The organism is Bradyrhizobium arachidis (assembly GCF_015291705.1).
GTDB classification, from domain to species: domain Bacteria; phylum Pseudomonadota; class Alphaproteobacteria; order Rhizobiales; family Xanthobacteraceae; genus Bradyrhizobium; species Bradyrhizobium arachidis.
Map to the genome: position 1 here is coordinate 1,986,042 of NZ_CP030050.1, position 17,238 is coordinate 2,003,279.

The 17,238-nt window shown below is 57.9% G+C and carries 9 protein-coding genes and 1 pseudogene; 9 read left to right on the forward strand and 1 reads right to left on the reverse strand.

The annotated features are described in order from the left end of the window. The first annotated feature begins 340 nt into the window (after positions 1-340). From folD to purU, 3 genes are all read left to right on the forward strand, one after another. Complete coding sequence (gene folD / locus WN72_RS09420; RefSeq protein WP_347337490.1) at positions 341-1,492, forward strand: bifunctional methylenetetrahydrofolate dehydrogenase/methenyltetrahydrofolate cyclohydrolase FolD; 1,152 nt, start codon at positions 341-343, stop codon at positions 1,490-1,492. A 744-nt stretch (positions 1,493-2,236) separates the two neighbouring features. Further along, positions 2,237-4,744 carry a GcvT family protein gene (locus WN72_RS09425; RefSeq protein WP_092218225.1) on the forward strand — a complete coding sequence of 836 codons (2,508 nt, stop codon included), beginning with the start codon at positions 2,237-2,239 and terminating at the stop codon, positions 4,742-4,744. A 61-nt stretch (positions 4,745-4,805) separates the two neighbouring features. After that, complete coding sequence (purU, locus tag WN72_RS09430; RefSeq protein WP_208617510.1) at positions 4,806-5,669, forward strand: formyltetrahydrofolate deformylase; 864 nt, start codon at positions 4,806-4,808, stop codon at positions 5,667-5,669. Between the two features lie 360 nt (positions 5,670-6,029). Here the strand turns inward: purU and WN72_RS09435 are convergent. Beyond that, positions 6,030-6,155, reverse strand: a pseudogene (locus WN72_RS09435) (transposase); the annotation flags it as partial. A 311-nt stretch (positions 6,156-6,466) separates the two neighbouring features. Between WN72_RS09435 and WN72_RS09440 the strand changes: the two are divergent. From WN72_RS09440 to WN72_RS09465, 6 genes are all read left to right on the forward strand, one after another. Continuing rightward, positions 6,467-8,071: an ABC transporter substrate-binding protein gene (locus WN72_RS09440; RefSeq protein ID WP_092218227.1), complete on the forward strand. Its 1,605-nt coding sequence runs from the start codon at positions 6,467-6,469 to the stop codon at positions 8,069-8,071. A 100-nt stretch (positions 8,072-8,171) separates the two neighbouring features. Then, the gene (locus WN72_RS09445; protein ID WP_244553886.1) at positions 8,172-9,476 is read left to right on the forward strand and encodes a serine hydrolase domain-containing protein; all 1,305 of its coding nucleotides are present in this window, start codon (positions 8,172-8,174) and stop codon (positions 9,474-9,476) included. A gap of 365 nt (positions 9,477-9,841) precedes the next feature. After that, on the forward strand, positions 9,842-11,611 hold the full coding sequence (locus WN72_RS09450; protein WP_208617511.1) for a gamma-glutamyltransferase family protein: 1,770 nt from the start codon (positions 9,842-9,844) through the stop codon (positions 11,609-11,611). Positions 11,612-12,564: 953 nt separating this feature from the next. Continuing rightward, positions 12,565-13,701 (forward strand): M24 family metallopeptidase, encoded by a 1,137-nt coding sequence (locus WN72_RS09455; protein WP_092218228.1) that lies wholly within the window; start codon positions 12,565-12,567, stop codon positions 13,699-13,701. Between the two features lie 681 nt (positions 13,702-14,382). Continuing rightward, a complete protein-coding gene (locus WN72_RS09460) occupies positions 14,383-15,972 on the forward strand; it encodes an ABC transporter substrate-binding protein (protein WP_092218230.1) in 1,590 nt (529 codons plus the stop codon). 418 nt (positions 15,973-16,390) lie between these two features. After that, a complete protein-coding gene (locus WN72_RS09465) occupies positions 16,391-17,074 on the forward strand; it encodes an aspartate/glutamate racemase family protein (protein ID WP_143130750.1) in 684 nt (227 codons plus the stop codon). Positions 17,075-17,238: the final 164 nt, after the last annotated feature.

Genomic DNA, 17,238 nt, shown 5'->3' on the forward strand with positions numbered 1-17,238 from the left:
TGGAGAAGTCGTGCCCTGGGAGAACTCGTCGGCGATCACGTTTCAGCTCTGTGATCTTCATTCCCGCGGCAGTGGGGAATGCCCGCGATTTCGGCGATACGATCAGGCTTGACGCAAAAGTGCGACATTCCTCCGGGGCGGTTCCCGCTCCTTAATTGATGTCTCGACAGAATTGCTGAATAGAGAAGCGAGGGGACAGGTTCGCACGTCGCATGCGAGTCCTCGATGAAGCAGATGTGAGGGTCTCACTGCACGGAACTGTACATCCACAATTCTTCTACAAAATCGGGAGAATGCGGACGTCCATCCGACGCACTACATAGGCGCTTCCGGACCTGAGTTGGAATTCACCGCGAAGTCCCTCTGTGATGCAGTAAATCCTTCGATTGATAAGAAAAGCTGCGAAATACTCGTCTCTGACAGGTCTATCTTGAACGCATCAATTATTGTTCGTCGCGCTCGCCGATGGCAGGCGACGAAAAATCGTGGTCGCCGCTACTGCAAGAGCGAACTCGACGCAAATCGTCAGGTATCTATCATGAATGCTATCCAAATAGACGGAAAGGCGATCGCGGAGGCTATTCGGATTCACGTGGCCCGTGATCTGGCGTTGCTCCAAGCGGAATTCAACGTTATCCCGGGCTTGGCCGTCGTGTTGGTGGGGGAGGATCCGGCCAGTGCGGTCTACGTGAAAACGAAAGCCAAACAGGCGCAGGCCGTGGGGTTCAAGTCTCAACAATTCCTGCTGCCGAGTAACGTTGACGAGGCCGAGCTGCTGCGGCTGCTCGAGGAGCTCAACGTTAACGATACCATCGACGGCATCTTGGTTCAGCTTCCGCTGCCCGAGCACATTGACCGTTGGCGGGTCCTAGAGACCATCGATCCGGCCAAGGATGTGGACGGCTTTCATCCCTACAATGCTGGCCGATTGGCAATGGGGCGGCCAGCTCTCGCCCCTTGCACACCGCTCGGGGTTGTTCATCTCATCAAAACCGTCGTGAGTGATTTGAATGGGCTGGACGTTGTTGTCATTGGTCGCTCAAATATTGTCGGAAAACCTCTTGGACTTCTGCTTGGCGACGTCGGGTGTACCGTGACCAGCGCGCAGCTTCAGACGCGAGACCTGCCGGACCTCTGTCGAAAGGCTGACATTGTCGTCGCTGCCGCCGGCTGCGCGGGTCTGGTGCGAGGCAATTGGCTCAAGCAGGGGGCGATCGTCATAGATGTCGGCATCAATCGTGCGATGGATTCGGCCGGCACCGCTAAGCTCGTCGGAGATGTAGCTTTCACTGAGGCGAGCAAGCGCGCAAGCTACATAACGCCAGTACCGGGCGGGGTGGGGCCGATGACTGTAGCTTATTTGCTCGCGAACACCGTTAGCGCGGCGGTGTCGCGCCGGCGGTTGTCATTGGTGGGTAGTCATCCTGAAAGCCAACACGCTTGGCCATCGGCCTCCGAAAAAAAGGCTCGTGCAACTCAATTCGCGGAATGATCTCAAAAAGTGCGACAGGGCTGCAGTTGTCAATGGTTCTGCGGTGCCATGTTGTGCTGATTGACCTGAAGCATGCCAAATATGAGAAACATGTGTTTGCATCGGCCGGCGAAAGGCGCTCGAGATTTAGTAGGAATGTTGACGCGACTACGAGCTCTCCCGCAAACCGGAATTCTGTAGAATTGCGTGCCATGGCTAATCAAGCCACGCGGCTAGGCGTGCGCGATGTCGAGGCGGGATGCTCCATGACCCCGCTCGCTTTTCGAGCTAACGCCGATCGGCCATCCAATCATCTGCGAAACACGAGCCGATCGTTTCCAGCCTTAGCTTGCCTCGATGTGGCCCGTGTGAATGCTATGGTGGACGATACAAAAGCTTCACGCTTTATCGATCGTGCGCAGACTTCCTGCTCCGCGAAGCCCACATTGATGAAATTCGGATCTCGAGCTCGATAATATGGCGAACAGATTCAACTTGCTCGTTGACCCAAGGTCACGGAAGCGAAATGCACGGAAAGGGTGGTCGATTTTGCCTGCATTTGTACGCCTTAGGCTGCGCCACCATTCGCTGGTTAGCGGGGTCCTGCGTGGCAATCGTGTCAATGCGCTCGAAATCGCGCCACTTGCTCGCGACGTGCCGCACAACCAACTTTTATGGTTAGTGCCTATGAGCGCGTCAGCGGTGTCAACACGCTGATGCTGGCTGCCCCACACCTCCCTGTATTCATTTTTTCTGAGTCGTAGAATGCAAAGCAAGCTGCCGTCCCAAGCGGAATACGTCATTATCGGCGGTGGAATCATTGGTTTGTCCATCGCCTATCATCTCACTCGGCTCGGGCATCGCGATGTTCTGCTGCTCGAGCGCGATCAACTGACCTGCGGGACCACTTGGCACGCGGCCGGCTTGGTCACTCAGCTTCGAGCGAGTGAGAACATGGCTAAACTGGCTCAGTACACCGCGGGGCTCTTCCGAGAACTTGAGGAGCTCACGGGGCAGCACACCGGATTTCGGCAATGTGGGTCGGTTACCGTCGCGGCGACGCCCGAGCGGCTGGAGGAGCTTAAGCGAGGTGCGTCAATGGGGCGTTCCTTTGGCCTCGATGTCGAGATTATCGATGCAGCTGAAGCCAAGCGACGCATGCCTTTGCTCGACGTGGCAGATGTGCTCGGCGCGGCATGGATCCCCTCCGATGGCAAGACGAATCCGGTGGATACAACGCGCGCTTTCGCGGCGGGCGCGCGGCAGGGAGGAGCGAAAATCCTGGAGCGGACTCCCGTGACGCGCGTCCTGCTCGAGGAAGGAAAAATTTCCGGTGTTCAGGCCGCGGAAGGCGTCGTGCGCGCCGAAAAGGTCGTGATCTGCGCGGGGATGTGGAGCCGGGGGTTGGCCGCCGAACTGAATTGGACGGTGCCGTTGCACGCGGCAGAACATTTTTACGTCGTGACAGAGTCCATTGCGGGTTTGTTGCCCGATACTCCCACCGTGCGCGATCTTGACGCGTGTTTCTACGCAAAAGAAGATGCCGGCAAATTGCTTGTAGGTTTCTTCGAACCGAAGGGGAAACCCTGGGGCATGGAGGGGATTCCGCGTGAGTTCAGTTTCGATTCTTTACCCGATGACTTCGAACATATCGAGCCTCACCTTTCCAATGCCTTGCGCCGCATGCCGGCGCTGGAAAATGTGGGGCTGCAGCTGAGCTTCAATGGCCCGGAGAGTTTTACGCCCGACAATAGATTCCTGTTAGGGCCTGCGCCTGATATCGATGGGCTCTATGTCGCCTCGGGCTTTAATTCGTGCGGGATCGAGTCGTCTGGCGGGGCCGGCAAGGTAATGGCTGAGTGGATGTCGACTGGTATGCCCGCCAGTGACTACTGGGAAATGGACGTGCGGCGCGCCATGCCGTTCCAGCGCAATCGACGATATCTGCGCGATCGGACGGGCGAGGCAGTTGGGCTCCTTTACGCCTTGCATTGGCCTCACAAGTCACCGGAGACTGCTCGCAAGGTGCGCGTCTCGCCGCTGCACGATCGATTGGCAGCCGCTGGCGCGAACTTCGGCGAGGCTGCTGGGTGGGAGCGGGCCCAATGGTTTGGTGCGCCCGAGACCGCGGCGAGCGCCCACGCCACGTTCGCTCGCGACGACTGGTTCAAGGCGAGCGCGGCGGAGCACGAGGCAACTCGTTCCGGGGTCACACTGTTTGATCAGACTTCATTCGCGCACCTGCTGGTACAAGGCCGTGATGCGCTAGCCCTTCTCCAGCGCCTCTCCACCAATGACGTTGACGTTCCGGTTGGCCGCATCGTGTACACGCCATGGCTTAACGAGCGCGGCGGCATGGAGTCCGACGTTACGATCGCACGAACCGGTGATGAGGAGTTTTTAGTAGTTACAGCGGCGGTGCAGCGCATCCGGGATCTCGCTTGGCTGCGAAAGCATGCCAAAGGTGCCGGACACGTATTCATCACCGACGTCTCGTCGGGGTACACGTGCCTTTCCGTCATGGGCCCGCGCTCGCGCGAGCTGCTCATGCGCGTGAGTCCGGCGGATTTTTCCGATGCTGCCTTTCCTTTCGCTACGGCCCGAGAAGTCGAGATTGGCTATGGCATGGCGCTCGCTTTCCGCATGACCTTTGTGGGAGAGCTCGGGTGGGAGCTGCACGTTCCGACCGAACAGGCGCTGGGTGTCTACGATGCACTTATCGCCGCGGGAGGCGACCTCGACCTGCGCCACGCGGGTTACGTGGCGCTGAATACGTTACGTCTTGAGGCGGGTTACCGCGACTGGGGCGCGGATGTAAGTGATGAGGATTCTCCGCTCGAAGCGGGATTGGGCTTCACGGTTGCCTGGAACAAGGCTGAGAATTTCATCGGGCGGACGGTTCTTGAGTCGCAGCGCGGGCAGGTTCCGCGCCGACGGCTTGTGCAATTGGCCGCGCCCCGGGCGGCGCCGTTGATGTTCGGATCAGAGCCTGTCTGGCGCGACGGATCGCTCGTTGGCTACCTGCGTTCCGCGGGCTTCGGCCACACCCTGGGCTGCGGTGTCGGTATGGGATATCTACGCTCGGAGCACGGAGTGACTGCCGAATGGTTGGTCAAAGGATCCTTTGAGATAGAAATCGCGGGTGAACGGCACGCAGCCATCGCGTCCCTTCGCGCTTTCTACGACTCAAACCGCACTAGAGTAAAGGGCGAGTATCGTAAGATCGAAGACTTGGTCGCCCAAGAGCTGCTCACAGCACGCTCCGAGGGATAACTTCCAATCCTCCTTTATTTCAACCAAGTCTACGAGAGGCCGCCGTCGGGCGGTAACCGCAATGTCAGACCGCTCCATGGTCCTCGTTTTGTCCTGCCCCGATCGTCCAGGCATCGTGTCGGCGGTCTCAAGCCTTCTGTTTGAAGCTGGTTGCAATATCCTCGATGCTCAGCAGTTTGACGACACCGAGACAGGTCAATTCTTCATGCGCGTTGTCTTCGATCGCCTTGAGCAGGCTAAATCGGAGGCGGAAATCGCTGCGTCGATTGAGGAACTCGCGAAGCGGGTCGCCATGACATTCACTTTGCGGCAGAGTTCCGCAAAAAAACGTACTATGTTACTCGTTTCGAAATTCGACCATTGTCTGACGGATCTGCTTTATCGCTGGCGCATCGGCGAACTGGACATGGAAGTGACGGCGATCGTTTCCAATCACGACCGTGAGCATCTGGCTTCCACTGATCTAGGGGGACTGCCCTTCCACCATTTTCCGGTCACCAAGCAGACGAAAATGGAGCAAGAGGCGCGAATCTGGCAGCTCGTCCAGGAGACTAACACAGACCTCGTTATCCTCGCACGCTACATGCAGGTTCTGTCCGACGGGCTATCGGCAAAGTTGTCGGGACGCTGCATCAACATCCATCACTCGTTTCTGCCAGGCTTCAAAGGGTCCAAGCCTTATCATCAGGCCCATGAGCGGGGTGTGAAATTGATCGGTGCGACAGCCCACTATGTCACCTCCGATCTCGACGAGGGCCCGATTATTGAGCAGGACGTCGAGCGGATCTCGCATCGAGATACTCCCGATGATCTCGTGCGCAAAGGGCGCGACATAGAGCGGCGGGTACTTGCCCGCGCGGTGCGCCATCATCTCGAGGATCGCGTAGTGCTCAATCGCAAGAAGACTGTCGTCTTCACCGGCTGACCGGAGCTGTGACCGGCAAGAACCCGAGTCTATCAAGTTGCCCTTATGCTGCGCAAAACCCTTCAGATCGCCTCGTCCGAGTCGACACTCGTAAGATTGATTAGAGGCGATATAGGTCGTCTCACCTCCATTGGAATAGTACGAGAAGCGACGCTCCTCGCGTCGCGCCAGGGCCGTCACGCGGGATTTCCCCACCACGCCAACTCCATTGACACAACATTCGCTCGAAAACCTACTTCCCTCCATTCGGCAACATTCGTGTCATGTTCGTGCAAGTAGTTCATGCGTTTGAGCCTGGGATCATGTCCCTGCGTGGTGTAGCGGAGAGCAGGTCACCCCGTTCGCCGGCTTGGGCCGGAGCCACTCGTCGTTCCGCTCGAGCAGGACGCCGGCGGGGCGGCTGATAGGGTCCTCATTGCGGAACAGGCCGACCACCTCGGTTAGTCGTTTGATCTCACCGTTGACCCGTTCGAGGGGATTGGTAACCCGTATGAGATTTCGTGGTGCCAACGTTCCGCTGCGGGATTCTAAGTCGTGGCGGATGGTGTGGTGCGACGATCGAGACAGTGTCCACGGCGATAAGCAGGCGACCGTCGGCCATCGCTCAGGGGCTCTGCGACAAGCTGGTTATGGCGGCATTGAACCGGACAGCTTCGGCCGAGCCTGACCGCAGAAATCCTGCAGAATCTACGCAAGACGGTCAGGTTTTTGCATCTAAAGCCGGAGAATTGCGGAGAGTCTGAAGAGAACCCGCAATAAGATCGAAGCAGGTGCCAAGTGGGAGGAAGTTGAAGAACATGACAATCTCGCGACGCGACCTCATGAAGGCGAGCCTCGTGGCGGGAGCCGGTTTATCGATCCCTTCGGTCCTGCCGGCACAGACAGCCCCAACCGCCACGCGGACGGTCCGCATGGTGAAGGCAAGCGACCTGCGGATCTTCGATCCGATCTTTACGACAGCTGTTATAACCCAGGACCATGGCTTGGCGGTTTACGACACGTTGTTCGCGCTCGACTCCAAGTTCATGCCGCAGCCGCAAATGGTGGGGAAGTGGGGTGTTTCCGACGACAAGAAGACCTACACGTTCGAGCTGCGCGATGGTCTGGGTTGGCACGATGGCACCCCTGTCATGGCCGCGGACTGTGTGGCCTCAATCCATCGCTGGGCTCAGATAGCGGCCGGCGGACAACTGATCATGGAGCGGGCCAAGGATATCTCGAAGAAAGATTACAAGACTTTCACGATCGCGCTCAAGGAGCCGCTGGGGCTTCTGACCGAGATCCTCGGGAGATACTCGTCGCCGGACTTGTTCATCATGCGCGAGAAGGACGCAAAGCGGCCCCCAACCGAGCAGGTGACCGCGAACATCGGATCAGGGCCGTTCAAGTTCAACGAAGCTCTCGCCAAGCCGGGGGTCAGCTTCGCCTATGACCGCAACGAGAAATACGTGCCGCGCAGTGAACCGGCCGATGGGTTCGCCGGCGGGAAGCTCGTCAACGTGGATCGAGTCATCTGGGACAATATCGCTGATCAGCATACCGCGATAGCGGCCTTACGGCGCGGCGAGATTGATTACGTTGAGGGGCCGCCCGCCGATTTATACTCGGCGATCGAGAGCGATCCCGATCTTGCACTCCAGGTCCGAAATAAGACAGGTTCGGTCATGCACCTGCGGTTGAACTGTTTGCGGAAGCCGTTCGACAACGTGAAGGCGCGTCAGGCCATGCTTCACCTCGTCGATCAGGAGGTGTTCATGCGCGCGGCGATTGGCGATCCAAAATACTTCCAAACCGTCACGTCGATATTCGGAAATGGCACGCCCTATTCCAACGATGAAAACACGGGATGGTACAAGAAAGGTGGCGATCCGGAAAAGGCCAAACAGCTCTTCAAGGAGGCCGGATATGCCGGCGAGAAAATTGTCATTCTCCAGCCCACGAATCTGCCCGCGTTCGACAATGCCGTGCAGCTTTTAGCGGCTGCACTGCGAAAAATAGGGATACTTGCCGAACTCGCGCCGAGCGACTGGGGCGGGGTTGTCACACGCCGCGCTAACAAGGGCTCCATAGAGAACGGTGGCTGGAACATCTTCATTACGAGCGAATCCGGTTTCTCCCGCACCGATCCGCTTGGGAACCCTGCTTTGCTCGCGAATGGCGACAGGGGCTGGTACGGCTGGCCGAGTAGCGAAGAGTACGAGGCTCTTCGAGCCAAATGGGCTGACGTCGAAACGCTCGACGAGCGCAAAGCGCTGGCCCGCCAGATGCAGCGCGTGTGGTGGGACTTCGTCGGCGACATTCTGCTGGGGCAGTATGTTTCGCCAATCGCGCGGCGCACGACGCTCGCCGGCCTGATCGAGATGCCCGCGGTTAATCCAATGTGGAACATGTACAAGACCTGACGACACGATTGCCGCTTGCATCCTGTGCAGGATCGACCGCCGGGCTCTTATTCAACGCTCGCACGGCCAACTATTATCGCGATTCGTAAAGGACTAAAACGTGAGCAAGATCGTGACAGAGATTGAACTGCGTGCACCCCTTGATAACGTCGAGGAAGGCACGCTCGAGTTCGAGGGCAAGCGCTACCTCGACGGCCGCGCCTCCGATCCGCGCGAACTTGGCTGGATGTGTGGTGCGCCGCCGCCCGAAGATAGGCGCGTCACCTTCGAGAGCGACACTTCGTTCGATTTCCCGCAGAAGCGCTGGTCGCTGTCGCACATGCGCGAGCTCGTAGCGACGGTGAACGTGTGGCGTGGGCAGGGCACGCCTTCGCAGTTCGAACACAGCGACAAATCCGCCGACATTGACGCGCTTGCTTTTGCGGATGGGGATGGCCGCATCCGCCGCTTTGACGGGGCGCTGCTCGACACCTACGCCGATGGCATCGTGGTGCTGCATCGCGGGCGCACCGTCTACGAGCGCTACTTCGGCGCGCTCGAGCCGCAGCTGCCGCATGCGTGCTACTCAGTCACGAAGTCGTACGCGGGTACGCTGACGGCGGCATTTGTGCAGGAAGGCGTGCTCGACGACTCGAAGATGATCCCGCACTATCTGCCGGAGTTGAAGGGCACGGCGTGGGAGGATGCCACGCTGCGTCAGGTGATGGACATGCAGACCGGTCTGGCGCATACCGAGGAGTACACGGACGAGCGCTCCGATGTCTGGGCGTATAGGATCGCCAGCGGTCGGCGGCCGCGGCCCGCTGGTTACCTCGGCGCACAGACCTTATGTGACTACCTACGGACCGTGCGCAAGCAAGGTACACACGGCGAAGTCTTTGCTTACAAGACCGTCAACACCGAAGTGATGGCCTGGGTCATGGCTTGTGTGACCGGCCGCTCGTTCGCGCAACTGCTGCACGAGCGCCTGTGGGCGCCGCTCGGCTGCGAGGAGGACGGCTATGTCATCGTCGATCCGGCCGGCATGCCGTCGGCGGGCGGCGGCCTGAATGCGACCCTGCGCGACCTAGCGCGCTTTGGCGAGTTGATCCGGCGTGAAGGCGAGTGGAACGGCAAACAGCTCATTCCCGCGTCCGTCGTGCACGACGTACAAAGGGGCGGCGACCCCGCCAAGTTCCCCTACAAAGGACTGCCCGGCTACTCGTACCGCAGTATGTGGTGGGTGTCGCACAACGAGTTGGGCGCGATCGAGGCGCGGGGCCAGCACGCGCAACGTCTTTATGTCGCGCCGAAGGCGGAGATGGTAATCGCGCGCTTTGCATCGCACCCCCTGGCATCGGCAGGCCACAGCGACACAATCAGCGTGCCGCAGATGCTGGCATTGGGGCGAATGCTGCGCGAATAATCTGGTGGATGAGTAAGCATGGAGTTGCGCTCCTCCTTAATCGCATGACGATGGCCTGTGAGTTCAGGTATGTTCGGTTACGGGATCAGGGTGTCCTTGGATACGGGTTACGTGGAAAACTTGAGGGATAAGCCTGCGACTGATTTCGCCAGTTTGACCAATTTTAGATCCAGCGGCAGGCGAGCGAATGGTTCGAGCACTACCTCCGACCCTAAGATCCGCGGGCTAACATCTCCGGAATGCTCGCGTGAAGGATATCGGCTAGAAGTGTCTTTACGTTACTTTCGATCGTCTTTATCCGCACGCGCGTAAAACGGCGCGCAATATACCCGACCACCGCTGCCCTAAAAGTTTGGAGTTTAAAAATGGCATCCATGAATTCCACGGGCTCCGCGGATTCAGCAACAGGGGCAAGCCAGCAGAGCGCATTCAAAGCGTGGCGACCGGTAATTTCGGCTCGCCGGCACGCGATCTCCAGCGGGCATTATCTTGCGTCGCACGCTGGATTCGAGATTTTGCAGGCAGGCGGTAACGCGATTGATGCGGGCGTGGCCGCAGGCCTTGTGCTAGGGGTCGTACACAGTGATCAGGTGAACATCGCCGGAGTCGCGCCCATGATCATTTGGGTGGCGGATAGAGCCGAACTCGTGTCCATCGATGGCGTCGGGCAATGGCCCGCGAAGGCGAGTTGTGAGTTATTCTTGCGTCAGCATGAGGGCCAAGTACCCGAAGGCATATTGCGGACGGTAATCCCCGCCGCGCCTGCGGCTTGGCTTGAAGCCCTCAAACGCTACGGAACGATGTCATTCGGAGACGTCGCGACCTTCGCGGTACGCTTCGCGCGAGAAGGGTTTGTAATGTATCCCTTCTTGGCTGAGCAGCTTCAACTCGTGGCGCACAAGAATGCGCGCTGGCCCTCGAATCGTGAAATCTATCTCCCGGAAGGAATAAGCCCGGCTGTCGGAGATATCTTCATCCAACGCGATCTAGCGCGAAGTCTGCAATACATGATTGACGAGGAAACTGCCGCGATCAGCCGTGGCGGCGACCGGATCAGTGGGCTGCAGGCGGCCCGAGATGCCTTTTACCGCGGCGACCTGATGCGCGCAATCACGAACTTTCATGCAGAGAATGGTGGATTACTTACCGAGCAGGACATGGCGACATACCACGTCAAGCTGGCTCCGACCGTGTCGACCAAGTTCGGGGATCTAGACGTGCACTCGTGCGGATTCTGGAGTCAGGGTCCGGCCTTGCTGCAGGCGATCAATATCCTCGCGGGCTTTGATCTTCGTTCTCTCGGCCACAATGAGGCCGAGTACGTTCATGTCGTCGCCGAAGCACTCAAGCTTGTGTTTGCCGACCGCGAAGCATTCTACGGAGATCCCGACGTAATCCATGTGCCCGCCGACATGCTGCTGTCGCCGGCATACGCCGAGATGCGCCGAATGTTGATTCGAAAAGACAAGGCATGGCCAGAACTTCCACCCGCTGGAAACAACGTCAGCAGCTCCACAGTTGCTCACAATGAGAGCGACGATGGGCAGTTCGATACATCGCATGTCGCCGTCGTCGACGGACACGGAAACGCAATTTCCATTTGCCCGAGCGACACCTGCAGCGATACAATTGTCATTCCTGGAACCGGTCTCGCTCCTTCCTCGCGCGGCTCGCAATCGTGGGCAAATCCTAAACATCCATCATCCGTCGCGCCGGGCAAACGCCCGAGGCTCACCCCGAACCCCGCGATGGTGTTTCGCCAGGGCAAGATGACGATGCCCATCGGCAGCCCGGGTGGCGACAGTCAGGTCCAGGCGGTGCTACAGGTATTGCTCAATATATCGGTGTTCGGAATGGACCCTCAGATGGCCGTCGAGGCGCCACGATTCATTACTTATAGTCACCCTGATTCTTTCGCGCCGCACACCGCATTTCCTGGCCGACTGTGCCTGGAAGGACGGTTTTCTGAAGCAACAGCCGACGTATTGTCACAACTCGGTCATAAGGTCGTCTTATGGCCAGATCGTTTATGGCGCGCCGGCGGCGTGTGTCTCGTTCGCCATGATCGCGATAGAGGCGTCCTGGAATGCGGCGCCGATCCGCGACGAGCCGCCGCTTACGCGCTTGGATGGTGACACACAGCTACTGGAAGAGCTGACGACCTGTCGTCGCGCGCCTGACTCATCTGGCACCTTACGAGCCCCTCCGAACCGAACCCGGTAAATGTCGCCACCACCAACGGAGACATTCTACGGCTCCCAGCGCATTTTCGCAGTGAGAACCAGTCATTTTGGGCCTGGGCGGAGCAATCGTCTAGAACCCACGCCTCGTGCAAAAAGTAGCGTCAGTATACCAAACATCGGATCGAACGTTTTCAGCACAGCTGGCCGACGACAATCTTTTGCAGAAGTTCTCTGTGTGGAATTCAGCCAAAATTCATTATCGGCTTAGCCGTCCCTTCCGAGCTGCCGCCGGTCGCTTGCCCCGCGGGCGTGGCGCTGGTTCACCTGAGCACCGTCAGGCCAACCGGACGTGACCTCCTCTTGTACTCCTCCAAAAGAATCATTTTGAGCTAACGACGGTGAGCACTTGCCGTTCAAAGGAAGAACTTGCGGCATGGTACCTCCCGCAGAAATTGTGCAGAATTGTGCGTAAAAGATATGCATCTCTGCATCCAAAAGGGAAATTTGCGGCGACCCTAAATAGTACCGGCAGTAAGAATTAAGGAGAATGCTGCCAACCGGAAGCACCCCAAGCTTGCGAACGGGAATCCGCTTTGCGATGCGGGCCTCTCAAGATGCCGAACCTGGTCGAGAAATGAACGCTCCCAAAACAAGACGCCTGTACGTTCGGGCATGTGCCGTAAGAAGATCCCGCGCCGGATGGCTTGCTGCGCCTGTCATATCGAAAAGCAATAATCGACATCATAGCAATCTCGGAAGGATCGACGATCCTGCGCCTGAACAGCATCTACCGGGCTAACGTAAGTTCACATCGAAACAACCAAAAGGCCGGTTCGCCCAAACAAAGGTCTCTCCGTTCCGGCTTAGAAAAACGTCCGTTAACTTAGACAAACAGGATCGATTCCATGACCCAGATTCCGCTTCTTCCTCCGCCTTTTCCTGCGGCAGAATTCCATTCTCGGCTGAAGGCATTACGCACTGCAATGGCAGCGCGCCAAGTCGACCTTCTAATCGTCAACCAGTTTGAGCATATCGGTTACTTTGGCGGTTACTGGTCCACGGGGTCCATGTATCACGCATTTCTCATTCCCATTGATGGAGAGCCGGTCGCCATCTTGCGCGCGCTCGACGCTCCGATCTTTCGCGAACTGAGCTGCTTCACCGAATACGTGGCATTCAACGACAGCGCAAACCCGCTCAAGACCGTGGCGCAAACAATCCTGGCGAAAGGATATGGGGCCGCAGCTATCGGCCTGGAGTACGACAGCAATTTTCTCACGGTGAACCGAGCGCGTGAGCTTGAAAGCCTACTGCCCAATGCCAGGATGGTCGATTTCTCGCATATCATGTGGGAAATGCGGCAGGTCAAATCGCCGCTCGAGCTCGTTTACCTTGAGGCCGCGGCCGAGATCTGCGATCGGGCGGTAAAGGCAGCCTTTGACGTGGCTCAGCCCGGTATCAATGAGCGCGAGGTCTTCACCGCCATGACTGGCGAAGCGTGGCGCAGTGGTGCAGACAACGGGGCCGTCGCCGTCATGACGTCGGGGCCTCGCTCGTCAATGTTGCACGCCTCGCTCGGGCATCGCACGCTAGCGGAGGGAGACATTGTACACGTGGAGCCGATACCTCGGTTTCGCGGCTACAGCTCTCGGATGCAGCGTCCGAAATCCATCGGTGCTCCAACCGATGAACAGATGCGGACCGCAGAAACAATGATTAGGATTCAAGATGAGCAATATCGTGCCATGAAACCCGGGGCTGAAGCCAAAGAGGTCGATCGGATCCTGCGCGAGGGCATACTCGCGGCTGGATTGCGAGACAGCTACACGGGTATCACCGGCTATACGCTGGGTTTCGTGTCCGCACCGCGTCTCAGTGACTTCACGCGTGTCTTCCTTCCTGACAGCGCCTGGCAGCTGAAGAAAAATCAGGTTTTCCACATGTACACGTCGGCGCGCGGCATGTCCTTTAGCGAAACTATCGTCGTCACGCCCGAGGGGGGGGAGCGCCTGACCAAAATGGACCGCAGACTTTTCTATTAATTCCGGCACGGAGGCACCAGTGTCGCTGCGTCGCCGTCCCTGGTGACGCCATCGCGCTGCAGACAACCAAGATGATCCCGTAGCGCCCACGGTGACCTCATCCGGCGGACCACTCGAGCCCTGACCATGGCGCCACGGGGGCAGTTGTTGAAGGGCCAATAGGCCTGACTCGTGCCCTCCGTTGCAATCACGACAAACGTTCCCTTCGAGGTTAGCTGCTGTTGCCTCGGCCTCATCGCCCGCTTGCCAAGCAAGGGCAGAAGCGGCGACCAATCACGACCGCTTCGATCTCGTCCAGGATGCTCGCTTCGCGGTGCCTGAACCAGGCCGTCCGCCAAGCTCATCTGACTGACATTGCGCTCGACCATCGCCCCTCGCCAGAATCAGCCATGATTTAGAGCATCACGCACCGCCTGCAAAGCCCTCGCTGTGCGTGACTTAGCCGATGCAGGCTTCCGCCAGAATTAGGATATATTGAGTCCTAAACCTCCAGCTCGGCTCCACCAATTGCAAGAAAACTGCGGCCCACCTGGATATGTTTCGATAGACAAAGTTTAAGCTCGTCCGAACGCCAAACTGATCCAAAGGTCTATAGCAGTGAGACTTCGACGCTGCTGCCTAGCGTGTCGGTATTATTCAGCAATTAGATGTGGGCAAGGCTGACAATAAGGGGGACGAGGCATGGCGATTTGTCGACGTAGTTTCATCAAGGCAGGCGTAGCCACCGGAGTGGCTTTGTCAATTCCTTCGGCCCTGCGCTCGCAGACAGCGCCCAGTGCCGCGAGGACCGCCCGCATGGTCAAAAGTGGTGACCTCCGCGCCTTCGACCCGGTCTTCTCGTCGGCGACCATCACCGGCGATCATGCCTTTGCCATCTACGACAAGCTGTTCGCTCCCGACTCGAAGTTCACGTATCAGCCCCAAATGGTTGAGAGGTGGAGCGTTTCTGACGATAAGAAGACCTATACGTTTGAACTCCGTGATGGCTTGGGTTGGCACGACGGTACCGCCGTGACCGGCGCAGACTGTGTGGCTTCGATTCGTCGTTGGGCTCACGTTGAGCCCGGTGGCCAGTTGCTGATGGCGCGGGCCCGCGACATCTCGAAAATAGACGACAAAACCTTCAGGATCGTGCTGAACGAACCATTGGGGCTGATGACCGAGCTCCTGTGGAGGCCGTTCATGATGCGTGAAACGGATGCTAACCGTCCCCCAACAGAGCAGGTAACTGCAAATATCGGATCCGGACCGTTTAAGTTCAACGAAGCTCTCGCCAGGCCCGGCGCGAGCTTCACTTATGACCGCAATGACAAATACGTACCCCGCAAGGAGCCACCCGATGGATACGCCGGCGGAAAGATCGTCAATGTTGATCGTGTCATTTGGAGCAACATAGCTGATCAGCAGACGGCTTTTGCGGCCTTACAGGCCGGCGAGGTGGATTATGTCGAATCACCCCCTGCCGATCTTTACCCGGCAATCGAAGGTGATCCGAATCTTGCACTTCAACGATTAAACAAGTCGGGGAATCTCCTCTATTTGCGCATGAACTGCCTTCAGAAGCCGTTTGACAATAGAAAGGCGCGTCAGGCCATGCTTCACCTCGTCGATCAGGAGGCTTTCATGCGTGCCGCGATCGGCAACCCGAATTATTTCAGGCCTGTTCGCTCCTGGTTTGGAAATGGAACCCCGTACACAAACGAAGAAAACACGGGCTGGTTCAAGAAAGGCGGTAACCCCGAAAAGGCCAAAGAACTGTTCCGGGAGGCCGGTTATGTGGATGAAAAGGTTGTCATCCTCCAGCCTACGAACATTGCAGTTCTTGACCATGCGGCGCAGCTCTTGGCGGCGACACTTCGCAAAATCGGCATCAACGCGGAACTGGCGCCCAGCGATTGGGGCGGGCTTGTCGCGCGCAGAGCAAAGAAGGGACCCGTCGAGGATGGTGGCTGGAGCATCTTCATTACTTCTGAATCAGATTTCTCTCACAGCTACCCGCTCTTCAATGTGAGTATGTCAGCCAACGGAGAAAATGGTTGGTTTGGCTGGCCCAAGAATGATGAATATGAGTCCTTGCGAGTCAGTTGGGCAAATCTGGAGACGCTCGAGGAACGCAAAGCCCTGGCTCTCAAGATGCAGCGAGCGCAATGGGAAGATCCCGGGTCGATTCTACTAGGCCAGTATTTCTCGGCGATTGCCCGCCGTAAAACGCTCACGGGCCTCATCGGTTTAGTCGACTGGATTCCGATGTGGAACATGCAGAAGACCTGACGGGTCCATGACTACTTACATTCCTCACCTGGACCGGGACTGATGAGAGGCGCGCCAGCAATCGAGGGTTAAAAAGTCGAAAATGCGGGACGGGCTCATGACAGAACTTGGATCGCGTGCATCTCTCGGAAATGTGACGGGCGGTGTGCTCGAGGGCAAGCGCTACCTGGACGGCCGCCCGTCCGATCAGCGCGCACTTGGCTGGATGCGCGGTGCGTTTGAGCGCAGCGACAAGTCCCGCGGACATTGATGCGCTTAGCTTCACCGATAAGCAACGCTGGACCCGACACTTCAATGAGGCGCTGTTCGACACCCTTGCCGACAGCTCAACAGAGCGGAGCGCGCTCACCGCGTGAACGATTGGCGTCTCAGAGCCAGTGGTCCCAAGCGAACTACTACCGACTTGAAGGAGAAACACATGAAAACTCTTGGCGTTCTGTGCCTATCGAACCGTGGCCTCTACGAGGGCGCTGACCCAGATTTTGGCCAAGGCATGGCTGACCCGAGACGTTACAAAATCCCCCCAATACTGCGACGTATACCAAGAGCTTGGACCAGCAATATTGTCCCAGGTGATCCTGCGTGCGCAGATGAATACGCCAAGGCCGCGCAGGAGTTGGTACGAGAAGGAGCTGATGCAATCACATGTGATTGCGGCTTCACGGTGCGCTACCAGCAGGCAATTGCAGATGCCGTATCGGTGCCCGTCTCGACCTCAAGTCTTCTCTTACTTCCGATGCTGCTATCCAATGTTCCTGCAAACAAGAAGGTTGCCGTACTCACGTACGACTCGCGATACTTAGATGCTGGTATAATGGCTTCGCTGAGTATCAAAGACACATCGAGGTTGGTCATTGAAGGATTGGAAGGTACCGAAACCTACGCCTACATGTGGGCCGAGAAAGGACAAATCCGTGTCGCGGACGCCCTTTCCGACACCGACGCTATCATCGAAAGTCTCCGCAAGCGCGAAGACATTGCAGCTATTCTATGCGAATGTACTTTTTTTGCCCGAGTCTCGCCTCGAATAAGGTCGGCCACGGGACTGCCGGTCTATGATGCTGCACTCAACGCAGCACTCCTCGTGGCAGCGGTCGGCTAGCCGCCGACGTCATGACGCGGACGCCTATGCGACAATGGTGTCCGCGCAGACCCTGCAGCTGCCCCGATCAGGGCAGCTGCAGAAATTCTCAGGAAATTGACACGAAGGCGCAAAGAGTGCGTCTCCCTTATCCGAAGCGGAACTACTTGTTTGCGACCAGCATC